14 protein-coding genes are annotated in these 17,800 nt (G+C 38.1%); 1 reads left to right on the top strand and 13 read right to left on the bottom strand.

Features of this window, described 5'->3' with window-relative positions; genetic code table 11:
- Positions 1 to 5 precede the first annotated feature (5 nt).
- The 13 genes from tssG to I6F45_RS19160 form a co-directional block, all read right to left on the bottom strand.
- Positions 6 to 989, bottom strand: a complete 984-nt coding sequence (tssG, locus tag I6F45_RS19220; protein WP_165739406.1) for a type VI secretion system baseplate subunit TssG — start codon at positions 987 to 989, stop codon at positions 6 to 8.
- Positions 986 to 2,704 (bottom strand): type VI secretion system baseplate subunit TssF, encoded by a 1,719-nt coding sequence (gene tssF / locus I6F45_RS19215; RefSeq protein ID WP_165729456.1) that lies wholly within the window; start codon positions 2,702 to 2,704, stop codon positions 986 to 988. The genes tssG and tssF overlap by 4 nt, the downstream gene beginning before the upstream one ends.
- A 21-nt stretch (positions 2,705 to 2,725) precedes the next feature.
- On the bottom strand, positions 2,726 to 3,133 hold the full coding sequence (gene tssE, locus I6F45_RS19210) for a type VI secretion system baseplate subunit TssE (protein WP_165729455.1): 408 nt from the start codon (positions 3,131 to 3,133) through the stop codon (positions 2,726 to 2,728).
- A 56-nt stretch (positions 3,134 to 3,189) separates the two neighbouring features.
- Complete coding sequence (locus I6F45_RS19205; RefSeq protein WP_007584479.1) at positions 3,190 to 3,675, bottom strand: Hcp family type VI secretion system effector; 486 nt, start codon at positions 3,673 to 3,675, stop codon at positions 3,190 to 3,192.
- Between the two features lie 245 nt (positions 3,676 to 3,920).
- Positions 3,921 to 5,447, bottom strand: coding sequence for a type VI secretion system contractile sheath large subunit (gene tssC / locus I6F45_RS19200; RefSeq protein WP_024594497.1), 1,527 nt, complete (start codon positions 5,445 to 5,447; stop codon positions 3,921 to 3,923).
- 10 nt (positions 5,448 to 5,457) lie between these two features.
- Positions 5,458 to 5,979 carry a type VI secretion system contractile sheath small subunit gene (tssB, locus tag I6F45_RS19195; protein WP_165729453.1) on the bottom strand — a complete coding sequence of 174 codons (522 nt, stop codon included), beginning with the start codon at positions 5,977 to 5,979 and terminating at the stop codon, positions 5,458 to 5,460.
- 76 nt (positions 5,980 to 6,055) lie between these two features.
- Positions 6,056 to 7,627, bottom strand: a complete 1,572-nt coding sequence (locus I6F45_RS19190; protein ID WP_197161705.1) for a TssA family type VI secretion system protein — start codon at positions 7,625 to 7,627, stop codon at positions 6,056 to 6,058.
- A complete protein-coding gene (gene tagF / locus I6F45_RS19185; protein WP_007584486.1) occupies positions 7,624 to 8,616 on the bottom strand; it encodes a type VI secretion system-associated protein TagF in 993 nt (330 codons plus the stop codon). The genes I6F45_RS19190 and tagF overlap by 4 nt, the downstream gene beginning before the upstream one ends.
- Before the next feature lie 11 nt (positions 8,617 to 8,627).
- The gene (gene tssM / locus I6F45_RS19180; protein ID WP_197161702.1) at positions 8,628 to 12,299 is read right to left on the bottom strand and encodes a type VI secretion system membrane subunit TssM; all 3,672 of its coding nucleotides are present in this window, start codon (positions 12,297 to 12,299) and stop codon (positions 8,628 to 8,630) included.
- An 8-nt stretch (positions 12,300 to 12,307) separates the two neighbouring features.
- On the bottom strand, positions 12,308 to 13,030 hold the full coding sequence (gene icmH, locus I6F45_RS19175; RefSeq protein WP_007584493.1) for a type IVB secretion system protein IcmH/DotU: 723 nt from the start codon (positions 13,028 to 13,030) through the stop codon (positions 12,308 to 12,310).
- 15 nt (positions 13,031 to 13,045) lie between these two features.
- Complete coding sequence (gene tssK / locus I6F45_RS19170; RefSeq protein WP_165729450.1) at positions 13,046 to 14,386, bottom strand: type VI secretion system baseplate subunit TssK; 1,341 nt, start codon at positions 14,384 to 14,386, stop codon at positions 13,046 to 13,048.
- Complete coding sequence (gene tssJ, locus I6F45_RS19165) at positions 14,386 to 14,853, bottom strand: type VI secretion system lipoprotein TssJ (protein WP_165729449.1); 468 nt, start codon at positions 14,851 to 14,853, stop codon at positions 14,386 to 14,388. Before tssJ ends, tssK begins: the two co-directional genes overlap by 1 nt.
- A gap of 21 nt (positions 14,854 to 14,874) precedes the next feature.
- Positions 14,875 to 15,372, bottom strand: a complete 498-nt coding sequence (locus I6F45_RS19160; protein WP_231609714.1) for a hypothetical protein — start codon at positions 15,370 to 15,372, stop codon at positions 14,875 to 14,877.
- Between the two features lie 274 nt (positions 15,373 to 15,646).
- Between I6F45_RS19160 and I6F45_RS19155 the strand changes: the two genes are divergently transcribed.
- The coding region (locus tag I6F45_RS19155) for a type VI secretion system Vgr family protein (RefSeq protein ID WP_269435529.1) at positions 15,647 to 17,800 on the top strand (2,154 nt) is incomplete at its 3' end.

Below are 17,800 nucleotides of genomic sequence, written 5' to 3'. Positions count from 1 at the left end.
ATTCCTTAGTGTTTATACTGTTGATGACTGTAGCTATGTGTTGTTGTATTTGCAGCTGCAGCCCCTAAATATGAATTGTGTCCAAGTACTAACGGTTGCTGACCAAGTGCTTGCTCAGCAACCGCCTCATTAGCTACCTTTATTTGGCAAACCCACTCTACATTACTTGGTAAATGCGCAGATAATAGTGCCGCCATTTTTATACCTTCTTCGCTTCTTGGCGTTAAGCTCATGGCTGTATCACTATTAACTGGGCCTATATCTATTGTTAAAATACTTCCGCTAACCAATACCTGTGTACCAAGTACTGCAGAGTTACCTAAAACCATTTGGCTCTCTTCGCCTATTGCACTGGGCGTATCTATTTTTTGCCAATTAGCTCGTGTGTCGTCAACCTTTAGCGTGTCTATATTTAAACTATGTTTAAGAAGCTGCGCTAAGCCAGCAGCGCTAGTTTGCTTTAAACTGGCAATACCACACTGAATTTTTTGATCAGTTTTTCCCAGTAAAATAGATTCAACTAACCCATCAAATTGGCTCGCGCCTCTGCCTGCTATATTAATTTGCGACTTTTTCCAGGCCTGAAAAAGTTGGCAATACAACACATGATTAAATATATCTAAAAACTGACGAACGCGGTCACCGCTTTGCTCATCACTTGCTGCTTGCTCTAATACATAATGTGGCATGGGTGCATCTACACCATACAAGCCTAAAAAAGAGGTCGATAAGCTTAATCTTCCCCTGCCGTCGTTTTCTAATACACATTCGCGTACATCAGTAGCCGGAAAACCAAGCTCTTTAAAAGGTTTAAAAACAACCCTATTACTGATCCCTTGCTCTAGCTCTTGAGGCGCAGCCCAGTGTTTTTCTATTAAGCTCATCGCTTTAAATAAGTTAAACCGCCAAGGCTGCTCTATAAGTAGCTCTATTGGGGCGGGTAACTTAGACCAAACAGGATGCGCATGGCTTTTCTCAGCATAACTCATAGCTGATAGCTCTTACCTGGTTCAATATCCCAACTCCATGACTTATAACTAGGAATTGCATTAACACGCGTTTGTACGCTTTCGTTTATAGGGGCATACATTAAAAAGAATTCATGTAATACATTACAAAAATGATATAAATCGGCATCACCAACAAATTTGCTTTCATCAATATCAATAAGTACATCAACACCTTTGATAAATATTCCGCGCTTAATTTGGCTGATTGGCGTTGCTGTTATTTTTAAAATGCTTTCAATTCTTAATCTATTCTCAGCTTTATCAGACCAGTCAAACAACACAAGTAACCTTTTTAGCTCTGTAACTTGCGTAATTTGCGAAAACTTTACATTTAACAAGCTAATAAGCTGCCAATGCTTTGGCTGACTTGGACATGCTAAATAATTAGTTGGGCGTATAACATTTTTTACCTCAACGATACTCGGCATGTCTTTTCCGCCTTCGCTCAAGTCTCCCTCTTGCAAAAGCTGACGAGGCCAACCAGCATTAAAAGAGGTTAAATCAACTGATAGAGTTTCTTTTTCATCTTCTAAATTAAAAGGGAGTTGTAAATAATGAGTTGGGGCTGCTGCACCTACATCTTTAGTGAGCACAGTAAATAGCTTTTTCTCGTCTTCAAATACGCTTTGATAACGAGGCGTATAATCATACGATTGCCCCGTTACAGAATTTCGACCAGCAACTGCATCAACCGTGTAGCTAAAAACGTGGTCAAAACGAGTCTGATCTGCACTTATCATATAATCAGTACGGTTAGGCTCTATTTTAATGGGCTCTGCGGCTTGGCTAAATAAATTAACTGCTGGCACACAATTGATTAAAATATTTTCTTTACTTAACTGATGGCCCGGCGGTAGTTTATTATCCCCTCTAAATACCACTTCAAAACGGTCAATATGCTCAGGAAACTCTTCGTCTTTTAAACCATCAAATGTTAAAAAGTAAAACCGATCTTTTGCATTAAAATAATCAAGTAATAGTGCATATCCGGGATGGCTTTTAGCTGCACTAGGCAGTAAAGCGCCATCTATATCTAAATAAGTCGCACTGCAGCCTTTTGCTTTTAACTTTTTATTGAACTCAAAATGGTTAGAACCAAAATCAAGTTCAGCTTGCTTATTAGGTGTTTTTAACAACTGAAATAAAGCACTGCATAATGGTGTATCGCCACGTAAATAAAAATTTAGCTTAGATAAATCAAAATTGCTGCGTTCACCTTGGCATACAAACTTAAACCCTATTCGTAGCTCTGCACCCAAGTGCGACTCTTGGTATCTAACATGTTCAACATCCAATGGGACAACATCTAAACCGTGGGTTGTACTGAAAATTATTTTTTTATTATCGGTCTTTGCTTTAGGAGGGTTGAGCTGTAAACCTTTTGAAATAGAATGTGTTTTTTGCATAGCCAATTTAGGCTTAAATTGCACCACAGTACTAGAAGGATAATAACTTAACAGTATTGGACACAGTTGACGCAGCACCTGCTCTGAAACCTCAGGGACTGATTCATCTAGACGCTTTTGAGTATGGGCAGTTAAGTACGCCACGCCTTCTAATAAGCGCTCAATATGAGGGTCTCTATCTTTTAATGCATCAATGTTAAGCATTCCTGCATGCTCAGGATAAAACTGAGCAAACTGCTTACCAGCTTGGGTTAACAAGCGCATTTGTGCATCAAAATATTGCTGCATTCATCAATCCTTTAAATAATATTAATTATTGTTTTTTGCATGTTGCATAACGTCTGCTTTACCGCCAGATTCAAATCGAGTGTTTAGCTTGATACTTTGTCCGCTCGTTAAAAATGCTTGAATATCTAGCCTTATTACACAATTATCTTCTTTAATTTCAACAGGTGTTACATTTGCATATCGTACGCGTGGTTCGTACTTTTCTATCAATTTTTTAACCTCAAACGCTAACGTGTGTTGTGAATATGGTAACCCCTCGTAAATATCCTCTACATCGGGCAAACCATAGTCAGACAAGTGCTTTAACACGCCTCTTCTTGCATTTAAAAGCTCATTTAAATGCTTGCACACACTAACCTGCTCATCAGTTTGAAAACCATGATGGCCATTGCGTGTAACTGGTTGAGTTAAAAAATCGAATAACGCCATATCTACATCTCAATAAAAGGATATGCTTGCGCATATCCTTCAAAATTACTGACTAATTAACGACCTTCAGTCCAAGAGTCAGAGAACTCGATGTTGCCATCTAAGTAAGTCCAAGTAATGCGTTTGTAACGTAGACAAACTGTTTCAAGGTGCGGGTAACGCTCCTTGTCTAAGTCTTTAACGTTATGCATTGTTGGTGAGATCGAAGTGATTTTTACATCTTCCAACTTGTGGCAGAAATATTCACGCTCAGTCCCTGTGTCATCAATACGGTACCATTTAAGCTCTAATTGCTTAAGTGTTTGACCGTTTGAACACGCTTTGTACAAGTACGGCGTAGCCGCATCAACAGCTTTTGTAATTACAAAAGGTTCATGCTTACGAGTACCTGTAAGTTCACCTGTATCGTTATCCGTAGGAATACGAAGTTCATGATCAAAGTGTAGGATCTCAATTGAACCTTCACGCTCTGCAACAGTTACAGAACCTTTGATGTCATTACCTTGGTCATCCTTTAACCACATGTACGCTGGAATTGCCATTTCATTATTCTCCTTTTAGAATGAAGTGTTTCCTGTTAGTTGGCATTGGCATAAATAGTAATATTTATGCCCCCCAAAAAGCCCTCTGCTTCATGCCACTGGGGAATATATCCCAAGTTGGATGCAACCAACTTGGGGCAATTTTTTAGACTATAAGTCTTAATCCTTTATGTACACCTGCCAACTACTCACCAAATAGACGCATTTGATAGTACTTAAATCCGTTTCATTGGCGGCGTAGCAGTTCATTTTTCGCCAGGCATTTGCCCTACTAGCGCTAAACGAACATCAATCCCTTCAACTTGGAAATGAGGTACAATGTACGTACTTACTCTGTAATAACCAGGGTTACCTGGAATCTCTGCCACAGTTACTTTTGCATCTTTTAGTGGATGCGTAGCAATAAGAGATTCATCTGGATTGTTCATTTTAGTTACTAATGCGCCAAGCCAATCATTAAGCTGCTGCTCTAATTCATGACGAGGTTTGCTTGAACCAATATTTTCACGTTGTAAAACCTTTAAGTAATGCGCAATACGCGATACTAAGAAAATATATGGTAAGCGTGAGTTAATTCTTGCATTAGCTGTTGCTTCATTTGTTTCAAAAACCTGCGGCTTTTGGGCACTGTTAGCTGAAAAGAAACATGCAAAATCTGAATTTTTATAATAACTAAGCGGTATAAAACCTTGATTAGCAAATTCAAGTTCTTTAGTTTCAGAAATCAGTACTTCAGTCGGTATTTTAGTTTCTACACCTTTACCAGCTTCAAATGAATGCAGCGGAAGATTATCAACTTTACCACCTGATTGCGGCCCACGAATATTTACAGCCCAACCATTATCATGGAAACTACGGATGATATTTGCAGCAAATGCAAATGTTGCATTACCCCACAAATAACGTTCATGATGCTGCGCACTTACATCTTCTTGGTAATTAAAGTTACGAAGAGGATTTGTCTCACCGTAAGGCAGACGTAGTAAAAAGCGTGGGAATGCTAAACCAATGTAACGAGAGTCTTCTGATTCACGGAAGTTTTTCCAACGAAGGAACTCAGCGCGTTCCATGTAAGAACCCAAATCTTGGATTTTAGACACTTCTTCCAATGAGTCTTTAAGAAAAAACTTAGGACCAACACTGCCCATAAACGGACAATGCGCAGCTGCAGATACACGAGATATTTCTTGCAGTAACGATACATCGGGTGCCGAACAATCAAATTCAAAGTTCGAAACCATTGTAGATACTGGCTCACCACCTGGCGTATCGTAATCTGAAGTATATACATGCTTGTATAGTGCAGATTGCGTTGTATCTGGCGCCTCTTCAAAGTCATCTCTTAGAGTTTCTTTATCTACATCAAGCATTTCTATTTTAATATTAGCGTTGTTAGGCGTACGGCTAATTAAGTAGCGTAACGAGCGCCATGCTGATTCCATTTTTTGAAAATTTGGATGATGTAAAATTTGGTCTAACTGCTGAGAAATAATAATGTCTACTTTTGCGATGTAATCATCTAAAAGTAATTTATCAATTCGCGTTACTTCTTGACCGCTACTGCTAGCCATATCTAAAAATACATTTATAGCTGCTGTTAAGCGCTCATTTGCACGAGTTTCGGCTAGGTTGCTTGCATCTCTGAATGAATCAAGTTTGATTTCATCTGAAACTGGAGAAATATCAACCATTCCACATATATTTTCATAAGTAGATAAAGGAGCTTGCTCCGTGGTATGCGCGGCAACATTTAATTGTTCTTGCATTGACATGGTAATCTCCTTATTCAGTTATTGGTTGTTTTTCATCTTCAGAAGCCAGCGGCGCAATTTCATCCAGTTTAGCTTTTAATTCATCTAGCTCTGGTTGATTTTGTAATACACGCTCTAATTCTTTACGAAGTGATGAGTTATCTAATAAATTAGATTTAAGGTCGCGAAGTAAATTACGCATAGCCATCATTTTATTAAGCTCTGGCACTTGAGAAGCAACTGATTCTGGGTCAAACGATTTAAAAGAATCAAACTCAAGGTTTACGCTAATTTCGCCCTCACCTTTAATTTTATTTGCTACCTGAAAGTTCGCTTTAGGCGCCATATCTTTAAGCACTTGCTCAATATTATTTTTATTAATTGTTACGCGCTCACGCTCAGATAGTTCTTGGCTATTTTGACCATTTGAGTAGTCACCAATTACTAGCATTTTTAATGGCAATTCACTTTTTTGCGAAGCGCCATCTGTATCAAGCTCTAACGAAATATTGATCCGAGCTCTGGGGATCTCTTTTTGAAATGTATCACTCATGTTTTTTCCTTTGCAGTTTGGTTATCTACCGACTCAATTCCAATTAAACCTCGACATATTAGTCAAGCCCTTGTAACTAAACCCACGCTAATGCTTGTGCAGGGTTAGTTACCATCATTTGCTGACTAATATGTTTAGCAGCTAAACTCATTTCATCTTCTGGCGTTTGTGACAAACTTGCATAACACTGCTTGGAAAATCGCCATACTTCCATGCAAAAACATTGTTGCCATTGCGCTAAATCATGCGCTTTTATTTGTTTTAGTAACACACCTAACAACGCTAAAGCATGTTCGTAATGCTCAGCTTTTATTAATAACTTAGCCTTTAATAATTGCGCTTGAGCTTTGTCAAAATCGTTTAAAATATTTATTTGATCGACTTTAATTAATGCCGTCGATAACTGCCCTTTTTCGACGTCTTGTATTAACTCGCTATACTGCTCATAAAACGCACTACTTTGAGAGCTAACAGACTCTGTTTTTGCAGAATGTGATAACTCTTTTAAAAACTCTTTATTTACAGATGAACACAACGGACTTCCATCGTCATACTGTAGGGAAACTAAAGCAGGAAACTGCTCATTTAAATTAACTAATTGTTGCTCAAGCCAATGAACAAGCGGCAATTTATTTAATTTTTTTAATGCATTTAAACTAAGTACTTGGAGATTTAAATTAAATTGCATAGCCCCTTCCATAAACAACCCTTCGGCTAAATTTAAAGCTTGTTCAGGTTGCTCACTTGCCAATGCATTTTCAATTGGAGCAAATGCTGCAGCTCTAGGAGCGGGTAAACGCGTTTTTCCATTTTCGTTAGCCGGTAATGCCAATCTTGTCCAACGTGCAGCTCGCGATAACTTTACTACTCGTTCAATGTTATTTTGTTCTTTATCAAAGTTAAGTAGCTGCCTAACCGCACTTAAATACGCTGTATCTGAGGCAATATCAGCATTACCAATACTAACCTGGCTAGCAACTGCGGCTGGTGCCGAATTATTAGTTTCTGATTTTGGAGCCGTTACAGCTGAATTCTCAGCTAATTTTTGCTCTGTGCTAATCGCTTTTTCTTCTTGCTCTGGTTCAGCTACAGGCACTGGGTTTCGTTTTTCTTGTTCTTTAGCCCACTCATTCAAAGTCGATAGAGGGCCAGATTCGTTATCTAGCAACCCAACACACTGCTCGTTGTATTGGGTTAAAGCAGCTATAAGCTCAGGCCATTGCTCAGCGTTTGTATTATGGCCTTGGGCAACACCTTTTAAACGCTCTTGCTGTTGCAAAAACCATGTATTGACTGCAGCGCGCATTCTGGCTTTTAGTGGGTGTACCTCATCCGTATAAGTAGTCAACAAACGATTAAATAACAATAACGTATGCGTTAAACCTGTAACCCCAAACTCACTTGTTGCAGCTAGTGCTAAATAACTTACTATGCGTAAATCTTTACTTTGAGTGTTGAGTAAATCGGATGCTTGTATAAACATCACTTTAAAGTCAACTTCCCCCACCCCTGATGAAGATGCTTTTAATGCTTTAAATGTTTCTTCATATTTTAAATCTTCTCCACACTTGTTCCCCGGCAGAGGAGCACTTAATGCTTCAAGCCATTCAATCCAGGTGGTATGTGTATGCGGCGCTTTATTACTCATGATTTACACCAACGACGAAGTGCATCGTAAACACTCACGTTATCCATATCAGCAAAATTAAGTGTTTGTGAAGACGGCTGTTTTTCTACTTTTAAATTACATAGATCAACAATATCGTTTGTTTTTTTATCGTATTCCCACACACTATTAAAGTATGACGCTGGAATAGGCCTACAAAAAATAGTTAAACTAGGCGCTTGATTCTCATCACCTAACTGATAAAAAAACCAAGGCTGCCAATTATGATCTGCCACCATAGATGCAACTAAGTGCAACCAAAACCCGGCAACTAAGGCACTTTCATGACTAAAACTAGGCATTGGTAGGCGAATACCAAACTGACTTCTTAAACACCCTCTATTAGCGATAGATTTAAGCACAGCCGATAGCTCTTCAATTAAAATTGCTCTTTTAGCAATATCGTTCAGGCCTAAATGCTGCCAAAAAACGCTCATCGGAATAGTTCTAAGTTTATCAAGCTCTAGAGTTAAGTTTGGTTGCTGTTTAAGTGCATCAGCTACACGGTTATAATCTTGTGCTTTTTGCTCCATTTCATTAATACTGGCAGCTTGTTTAATATTTTCATTTACACCTAAAAGGTGCTCTATTACTTGGCTTGCAAATAAAAATAGAAAAGCAGGATGTCGCTTATATGTATCAAGCCCACTATGTACAAAAGAGCTAAATGGGTAAAACCGACCACTGCTATCTTTACTTGGCTGCAAAACGCCAAGTAAACCACCATCATCAGCATTGCCAGATATAAAGAACAATGACTTAGTTCCATTCAAGTGGCTTGTATCCGTTGTTTTTCTACCACGGTTTAAATGTGCAAAGCCCTCTTGCAACCAATGATCAAATCCAACCGATTCTCTAGATGAAATATTAAGCTTTACAAAGTCTGGTCTTATTGGTGTTTTACCCATAAAACCAAAGCTGTGTTGCTTAACCAGTGTCGGTGTTTTCTTTTTAGTAAATAAATTAAACATTGCTAGGCGGCCTATTGCATCGTTCGCGATTGCGATTGAGCCAAACTAGGGCTTTGCGAAAACAAAGAACTTGGCAATGCAAACGATGTAAGCATGTATTTTGAAAATATACCGCTGTTGCGACCTGATTTAAGAGAAAACTGCACCGTTAACGGCTTTTCAGATTTATCTTTTAATTCCCAGGTTGCTAAAAACTCCGTGCCTTTAATCCATTTAACGTTGGCTGAGTTAAGTACTTTTAGTAGTGCCCAAGGCCCGTCTTGCTCGATAGAAATACGACGCCCTTTATTATCTAAACCATACAGAACCGCTTTTTCTGCAGCCCCTCGACCAGGCCACGAAAAATTACGCCATTCTTCAGGCTCATTACGATAACGATAACCTTGCTCACTAAAGCCTAGGTACGTTTCACGAATACCTCGGTGTGGAACCGGCATCATTTGAAAAGTAAAACCAGCACTATCAGCACCGCTAGAGAACAACGAACGAGTTACTTTATTTGCTTTAGTTAAACCATCAAGTAATTGCGCGCTAAAACCAATACCTACACCATTCCATTGTTTTTCTTCCCACACACCGCGGCGTACTTTCATAAATGGTTTGAGTTGGGTATTAATAAAGCTCCATAAAATCCCAGATTCAGAATTTAAAAACTCAGAAACATCTGCTATAGCAGCATCAGGGCCTGTTAAGTTAAACGGGTATTTACCAGCTAAACTACTGTTGTACATAGTATAAACTTGGTTTTCCCATTCTTGATTAAGCTGAGTACGTGCTTTTGCCATGACAGTCGCTATACCACCGTGAAGCGGGGCTTTAAATAACTTATCTAGCGTTTCTTTAGTTTGAGGGTCTAATGCTCGGGTTTGGCTCTCAATAATAATCCACGAAGACTGCAATGCATTACTTTGGCTGTTACCTGAAAGTAAGTCCTGCGCAAATATCATTGCTTGAGCATCATCTTCATTACTCGCTGCCATAGCTTTAATATCTGAATAAATGCTACTTAATGAACTGATGTATTGTCTTAAGTAATCAGAAGAGTTTTTATCTTCATTTGGCTGTGCAAAACGTCTTAAATCAGCAAATCGGCTTTCAAGCTCTGGCGCTCTAACCGTACTCATTTGAGTGATTGTTGGTGTATTTAAAGCTAATTTATTTGCAACATCAGCAGCGGTCTTGCCTATTGAAGCTTGGCTTTTCAAAGGCGCGTCAGCAAGCGTAATATTGTCGTTAATCAGTTTCATTAAATCGTTAAAAGGGCCGTCCATCGATGAAAGGCGTGCAAAGTCGATACTTGCATCGTTTAGATCTCTAAATGCAGGTACTTTTATGCTATCTATAAAAGCAAACCAAGTATTGCCGTAGTCTTTAAAGTAATATGCACGCATAGCCTTTGCCAAGGTTTCAGCTTGTGCTTCGTCAACAACATTTTGACCATTTTCATCGCTTGAACCCATAACCCAGTCACCTGAGAATACCAAACGTGAAATACGTTTAATCTCTGGGAATACATATTCCTGCCAACCTAAGTTTGTATAAACATACGGGATTTTATACTTACTTTTAAATACATCACGATTTTTAGAAATCATAAAATCGTTTAATAACAATGGCTTTTTACGTTCAGCAAAACTTGTAATTACTTGTTGATATAACGGGAAAGCCTCTGGCTGGGTATTTAAGTTATCGCGCGCGAGTGCTATTGATGTTTCGTTAGTTTGCCAAAATGCAATTTTACCTGGTTGCTCTATATCGCTACCCATATTTTGTAGGTACATATCAACTAAGCTACTCAGTTGTGTATAAATTGGCGCTTGCTCTTGTGCATTTATGTCTATATGAAAATGCTCAGCAATAAAATTAAGCAATTGCTCTTTAGCAAACTCCGTTGAAATATGCTCAGGGTTCGTACTCATCATTAAATGCATTTTTAGTGCATCATAATACTGCTGACGAATAGTTGCTTTTGCTTCATCTTCATTGTCAAACCACTGAGTTTCGTACTGCTTTATTTGTGCAAGTAGATGCTCTTCACCTGGGTAAGTAATAAGTTGATTCATTTGATTAAATAGTACATTTGCAACACTATTTAAGGTTTCATCACCTTCATAAATACCAAATATAAAATACCACGGAAGTGAATCTTCGTAAGTTTTAAGCTGACCATAGTGCTCAAATAAAGCTAGCGTAGCCGCGAGCTTTTGCTCATCTTTAGCCTTACTTACATTAGCTTCAACAACAGCTTTTACACGTGACTCACCTTGATTAAGTAATAGTTGATTACTCGTGTATGACGTAATAAGAAGTGCTGTAATTGCGGCAATAGATGCCAAGCCCGAAGTAACGGTTAAACCTTTTAACCAGCGTCCTACTAACCGTTTTTTTCTGTTTCCTCGCGTTAAATCCTGCAGCTTAAAAATAACATCATTAAATACGCGGTTAATAAAATAACTTTGAGTAATACTTTCTTGTTTTTGGTCAACTACAACCGCACCAAATTGATCTCGTACACCATTAGTAATGCGTTCAATAGGCGTTCCTTCTTGCGTACCCGATGTAAAATAAACACCAGCAAACCAAGGAACTTCTTGATACGGATTAGACTTAAACAGCAAGTTAACAAACTCAGTTAACTTAGTTGAAGCCGATTGAAATTGGTTAGGAAAATCTAGTATTAGTTGCTTACGATGCTCATTGCGCTCGCGTGCAACTTTACTTAATCGTTGCTCGCACAGTCGCTCATATAGCTCCTGCATACGAACTTCAAACATTTCCGCAGGATCATTTTTTTGATCTTCACTAATATCGAGTAAGTAAGCACCAAATACTTGCTCACGCTCTTTTTCAGATAAGTCGCTAAAAAAAGGTTCAAAACCACTTATTAAGTCAGTTTTAGTAAAAGTAATATATACAGGAAAGATAACGCCAAGTTGAGTAATTAGCTCCTCTATACGCTCACGTACTAATTTTACATGTTGACGAATTTCTTCACTGTCGGAAGTTAATACATCTGCAACGCTAATAGCCACCATTACGCCATTTATAGGCAGCTTTGGCCTGTATTTTTTAAGGAGCGCTAAAAATGACAACCACTCTTTGTTTTCTGACTGCTCAGTTGTGTAACGCCCTGCTGTGTCAATTAAAATAGCTTGATCTGAAAACCACCAGTCACAATTGCGCGTTCCACCAAAACCTTGGATATGCAATTCACTCGAATTAGAGTAAGGAAAATGTAAGCCCGAATTTGCAAATAAAGTACTTTTCCCTGTAGCCGAAGGGCCAATAATCATATACCAAGGCAAAGCGTATAAAGCGGTATTACCACGATAACCCGCACCTAAATGAGATGCTTTTAAAGACCCCAATGCTTCTTGCATTTTTTCTTTAATTTCGCTTAATTCAGCACTCGAACCGGCATTATGACTTGCTAATTCAGAAGCTAACTTATCGCCTGAGCGCTTAGTCCATAACCAACGAATAAAAATAAATAAAACAAAAACAGCGGTTACAGCACCCATCGCAATTAATTTTTTATCGGTAGTATCTAAACCCACCATGCGACCGGCAAACCACACAATACTCAAAACGGCTATAAAGCCAATAAGTTGACCCGTTGCACGCGATGATACCAAGCCCAATAAAAAATGAACTAAACCGCTTTTATTAACTCTTCCCTGCATTGTGTTACCTATCGTGTTTCGTTGGTTTTATTGAGCTGAGTCAGCACTTCAATTTGGTTGTCTATTACCTGAGTACTCTGCGTTGCTTGCTTATTAATTACATAATGAAATCCAGCAAATAATGAGGCAATAGAACCCAAGCAAATAGCCAAAATCACCCAATAAGGAATATTACGCCCCACCTTCATAGCAAACCCTTCTGCAGGTATACCGTTATCAGATAATTGAGAACTCGGTGTTCCTTTTATATCTTCAATTTGAGCTCTAACATCAACAATTAACGCTTTTAATTGCTCAATGCCTTTAACTTTGTAAATGCCTTCAAAGCCAAGCTGCAGACAAATATAATAAACCTCTAATGCAGCTAGCTTTTGCTCTCCGCCGGTACGCAACTTACCTAAACGTTCAAAAAATTCTTCACCAGCTCGGTTGTTACCAAAAAATTCAAGCTGTAGCGGTCGAGACATCCAATCCATTCTAAAATGAGCACCTGAACTCATAACAAATTCATCACACATAGCCGTAAGAGCAAACTTAACTTCTTGCATTAAACTTGTTGTTACCTGTTGCGAGTAACAATTACGCTCATAGTCATCAAAACTAGTTAGTAAATTTTCTCTAAACTCTTCAAGCTCTAAGTTAGTAGATTGCTTTAGTTTTAATGGTGTTAGCGCATTAATTACAGGCGAAATACACGCGACTAAATCTTGTTCTTTTTGTGCTTCTTGCATAATTTCAACTCAACGTTAATTACGTGCTACGGTAACAATTTCAATTTGTGCACTTTGCAATCCAAATGGTACAAATAGGCTTAATGATTGCTCTTCAATAATTTGCTGCCAAATGAAACCATGCGACTCAAGCCTGAAGTATTCATACCCACTTTTTATGGCCAGCTTATTCGGAGGTCGCTGACAATGCGTTAGTTGTACACCCGCTAAAGCAGATGAAATCATGATATCGAGCTTTTCGCTTGCTCCAACTTTTACTTGGTCACTAAATGTTTCAATCCATTTTGTGTCTTCAGATTCAAAATACACAGCTAAATAAAAGTCGTTATTTGTAAAAGTGGCAGAATCAATAGTGGCAACTTGATAAATAGCGTTAGAGGTTTTTTCAAGTTTCAAGCCCACCATTTTCTTAGGAACAACCCCTTCAAGTAAACGAGTTAATAGGCCATCAAGCTGACCGAATACATTACTTAAATTTTTATGCTGGTATGGTGGTACTTGGTTAACTAAATCGCTGTGCTCAAACATTGAAACTGAACTAATTAAATCAACAAGCTCACAATACAAACGTTCCGGATGAACCAATGACAAGTTTTTAAGATGATCTAAACGCTTGGCTGATGGAGCCATTGCATTAAGTAACAAAAATGTATTCATTTCATTTGGCCCAAAGTCAGTAACTGAGCCATAATTTTTACGTCTACTAAGCAGCACGTTAACTTTTGCATTAACTAAATTAGCAGTTCTGTTTAATAATTCAGTCAAATAAGCAGACGCACTAATATTTAATAAAGGAGGCACAAACTGTTTATTTAAAACAAATGATCCATCTTCCGAGCGACTTATTTTCAAACAGGCAATGGTGTCAAAATAAGTTTTTACATCTGAGTCAGACAGTAATATAAATTTAGGTTTTGCAACTAATACCTCACGACTACGCGACGCATCATGATTATCTTCTAAATCAATATAATCCGCTTCATATGCGCTCAATTGCCCACTCGCCGCATAACCTTCAATATTGCTAACTGTTTTATTTGCAGCAATAGCAATATAAATAACACTCTCTTGGTGGTTATTATCAAGCTCTAGTTTTAAATCATCTTGATGTTGACGATCGAAATCAAGCAAACGGCCATTTTCTAAAAGTAGCTTAAAACTGGTCACTTTTAATATGCCGCGAGCAAGTGCTGATTCATCAATAGCAAAATGCTGTAAACCAAATGCCAACGGTGATATTAGCGCTTGACGTACAACCTGATTTTGATCGTGATAATCGTCAAATAGTTGAAAATGTTGCTGGGCAAGCAAAACACCTTCAGCCCAAACGGGCTTTGCGGGAGCTTTTAAATTCATTACTCAGCCTTATCCACGCCAGGTAACTGAACTTCGTTATTGGTAACCAAAACATCTAATGATGTAGATAACTTAACAGGGCCATCTGCAAGCGGGTAATACGCTTTCCAGTTGTCTCCACTGCGGTCTCTAAATAAAGCCACAATAGCAACAAATCTTGCATTTTCAGCCTGTTCAAACTTAATTTTAGATTGTTCAGAAGGGTGAATTGTTCGCTCTTCTAATGTAATTAAACTATTAGCTAAAACTGACTTATCTGACTTCCATAATTCTTCAAACGTAGCTGTTTTAAAGGTTTGTATATCCGACAATTGATATACCTTTAAAACGACTGGTAACGCTTCATCAAATTGGTTTAAATTTAAGTTATCTGTTGCCTTAACATCTAAACTTACGTTAGTACTCATACAACCAGTTAACATTATAGAAAGTGATAAACCTATAATCGCATTTAAAATAAAGCGCATTTTTTACCTCAATAAATATTTTTATTTAAAATTAAAATTAGTTTTGCAAAGAGTAGCTTCATAAACTGGGCAAATAACTTTATTGAATCTTACATTCGCACAATCAGACCATTTATTAGTTTTAAAAAATCCGAACAAGGTCTTCTTTCTGCTTTTTTCTTGAGAATCAACTAGCAAAGACTGCGTAACAACATCATCTATAGACATAATTAACTTAGTATTTATTAGCGAAAGCTCTTTTATATAAACAGAAACATCACCGTTAATTAAAGTAACTTTTTCATTGCTTTTAGGAGGATTATTTAAAAAAAAGAAAAAGTGTTCTATAGAATTTTCAGAAAAAACGCGATGGGCAGGAATACCTACCTGGTCTAGCAGCGAAGAAACGCTGGCTGTAAGTGACCAAGCTAAGGAGTACAAGCTATTTATTTGATTTATAAACTCTTTTTTATTCACAACATGCTCCTTGTCATCAGTTAAACTAAAAAACTCATAGTCTAAGGCTAGTAATAAATCCATTTATTTGGCGCATAATACAAACACCCTACCGCTATTGTCAACCTATATAAGGTTTAAAATATTAGAATATTAATGTAATTAATTAATTAGAATAAACACTCTAATTAATATTTATAAATGATAAATACGCAACAAAAACCCACTATCCTTATTTGCGAGATAATCAAAAGGTAATCTAATTAAATTTTTTATGGTTACAATTATCCAGTTGATCATTAACACACAAAAAGGTATGTTTACGCCACTAATTTTACTGAGCAGGGATTGCAACGTTTTGACTAAATCTAATTTTTTTTTGAAGGTTAATGACAAAGACTTTAATGTTACTTACCTACATGGCTACGAAAAAATTAATAAAGGCTTTAGTTATTCACTCACCGTTGAATCTTCAGTAAAAATTAATACAGATATCCTACTTGCTAATGCCAGTGTTATTTTTGTTAATAAAAACAAAAAATATCGAGAGCAATGCGGCTTGATTACATCTGTTACCAATATGGGTGTATTCAACAATCTACATCGCTTTAAAATAAACATTCAAGATCGACTATCCACCTTAAAAAACACCTCAAACAGTAAAGTCTTTATTACTGTAAATGTACAAGATGTATTAAATTACTTAGCACAAAAAGCAGGTTATTCATCAGGACAAATCGTTTTTAGGACCAGCTCCGCCTTACCGCATTTAAAGCAATGTGTGCAAGCAATGGAAAGTGACTGGGCCTTTTTTAATCGCTTGATGTCACAGCATGGCCTTTTTTACTGGATTGAAAGCGAATCAAGCACCGAAACACTTGTTATAAGTGACAGCAACCTCAACAGCCCTTATTTAAGTACGGGTGTATTAGAAGTTAAAGCAAACGCGGGGATGAACGCCCAGTACTGGGGTAACTTTGTCGGCTTTATGCACAGTGAAGTAACACAAACCTTATATAATAATGCAGCGCAAAGTAATGCCCATGGGCAATTTCAAAAAGTAGCCAGTAACAGCCAATCTTTTTTCGAGCCTGCTGCAAACTCAAGCGCAGAAGCATCAGCACAAACACAAAGCTTTAGTAATGCATTAGCCACACACAATAAACTGGTTACGCTTACGGGTAATGTATCTGATGTATTTGCGGGCTGTTCAATTTCGCTTGACGACAATATGGGCTTTGCCAGTGGTGATTTGCTATGCATTGCAATAGAGCACACCCTTAATCAAGCAAATGACGAAAGCAGCTATGAAGGTGAAACCCACTACCACTGCACAGCGCAATTTATAGAGCGCGGTACCCCTTACAAAGCAATGCCTGAGCCCCACTCGCCTAAGCCCATGGTATTCCCCGCAACTGTAGAATCTCTCACAAGTAATGCATTTGTAGATGAACACGGTCAATACCGTATTCGTAACGAGTTTGATAAAACAGCTCGCCCAGTAATTCAATCAAGTCCGGCACTAAAAAAACTAGCGCTATATGCCTGTGAAAACCAACCTCAAGCCACTGGCTGGCACTTCCCACTCGTTGGTGGCTCTGAGGTACTTATTGGGTGTATTAATAACGACCCAAACAACACATTTATAATGGGCTTTGCACTAAACGCCGACCAGCCAAGCGTAGTTACAGCCGCTAACCCAACACATAATCGCTTATTAAGCGCAGCGCAAAATGAACTCATGTTTGATGACGATAAAGATGTACCCAAAGTCATCTTACAAACACTCGCCAGTGAGCACTATATTGAATTAAATGCTATAAAATCAGGCCGCCAATTTATTCAATGGATAAGCCAACTCGGTACTATAAATTTACACGCTGGGCGCGACCTATGCCTTGAAACCGAACAAAACAATGTTCAGTTTGTTATTAAAAACAATCAATTTATTGATGTTAAAAATACCGTGTCGCAAACCACAACTAACAGCCATATAAATTATCAAAGTGGTGGCAGCCAAGCGTTCAGTGGTAAAAATACAACCCTTACGAGCGATAGTGAAATTTCACTCCTCACCGGGCGTGCAGTAAAAGTGCATGCACAAAGCGACATACTCCTTAAAACCAATAATAGTGATTTAAAGCTTAATGTACCTACTGGCTCTACTTTTTTACAAACAAACAATAATATAAACATTACGGGCTCAGGCAATGGCGATTTAATTATTCACAATGCGGGCGGTGAGATAAAACTCGACAGCCAAGGTAATGTTGATATTACCGCCACCAATGTACTCACACTCGATGGCACATTTATTACCTTTGATGGCCCAGTTGATTACAACATAACCAGCCCACAAACAGCCAGTAGCCCAAGCATCGCAAGCCCTGCCAATATTAGCCGTATTAGTGATATAACCATTAATGACTCAGGTATTGCTGCAACAACGTCAAGCGTAGTGGATTTACTTTATGTCTATCAAGATGGCAGCCCTGTAAAAAACGCACCTTAT

It is taken from the genome of Pseudoalteromonas sp. SWYJZ19 (assembly GCF_015864375.1).
Classification (GTDB): Bacteria; Pseudomonadota; Gammaproteobacteria; order Enterobacterales; family Alteromonadaceae; genus Pseudoalteromonas; species Pseudoalteromonas arctica.
This window is presented reverse-complemented; position numbering and strand designations above follow the sequence as displayed.

Bases quoted from the DNA above. Each gene is read 5' to 3' on its own strand.
- tssG (WP_165739406.1), bottom strand. From the start codon at position 989: ATGAGTTATGCTGAGAAAAGCCATGCGCATCCTGTTTGGTCTAAGTTA.
- tssF (WP_165729456.1), bottom strand. From the start codon at position 2,704: ATGCAGCAATATTTTGATGCACAAATGCGCTTGTTAACCCAAGCTGGT.
- tssE (WP_165729455.1), bottom strand. From the start codon at position 3,133: ATGGCGTTATTCGATTTTTTAACTCAACCAGTTACACGCAATGGCCAT.
- I6F45_RS19205 (WP_007584479.1), bottom strand. From the start codon at position 3,675: ATGGCAATTCCAGCGTACATGTGGTTAAAGGATGACCAAGGTAATGAC.
- tssC (WP_024594497.1), bottom strand. From the start codon at position 5,447: ATGTCAATGCAAGAACAATTAAATGTTGCCGCGCATACCACGGAGCAA.
- tssB (WP_165729453.1), bottom strand. From the start codon at position 5,979: ATGAGTGATACATTTCAAAAAGAGATCCCCAGAGCTCGGATCAATATT.
- I6F45_RS19190 (WP_197161705.1), bottom strand. From the start codon at position 7,627: ATGAGTAATAAAGCGCCGCATACACATACCACCTGGATTGAATGGCTT.
- tagF (WP_007584486.1), bottom strand. From the start codon at position 8,616: ATGTTTAATTTATTTACTAAAAAGAAAACACCGACACTGGTTAAGCAA.
- tssM (WP_197161702.1), bottom strand. From the start codon at position 12,299: ATGCAGGGAAGAGTTAATAAAAGCGGTTTAGTTCATTTTTTATTGGGC.
- icmH (WP_007584493.1), bottom strand. From the start codon at position 13,030: ATGCAAGAAGCACAAAAAGAACAAGATTTAGTCGCGTGTATTTCGCCT.
- tssK (WP_165729450.1), bottom strand. From the start codon at position 14,386: ATGAATTTAAAAGCTCCCGCAAAGCCCGTTTGGGCTGAAGGTGTTTTG.
- tssJ (WP_165729449.1), bottom strand. From the start codon at position 14,853: ATGCGCTTTATTTTAAATGCGATTATAGGTTTATCACTTTCTATAATG.
- I6F45_RS19160 (WP_231609714.1), bottom strand. From the start codon at position 15,372: ATGGATTTATTACTAGCCTTAGACTATGAGTTTTTTAGTTTAACTGAT.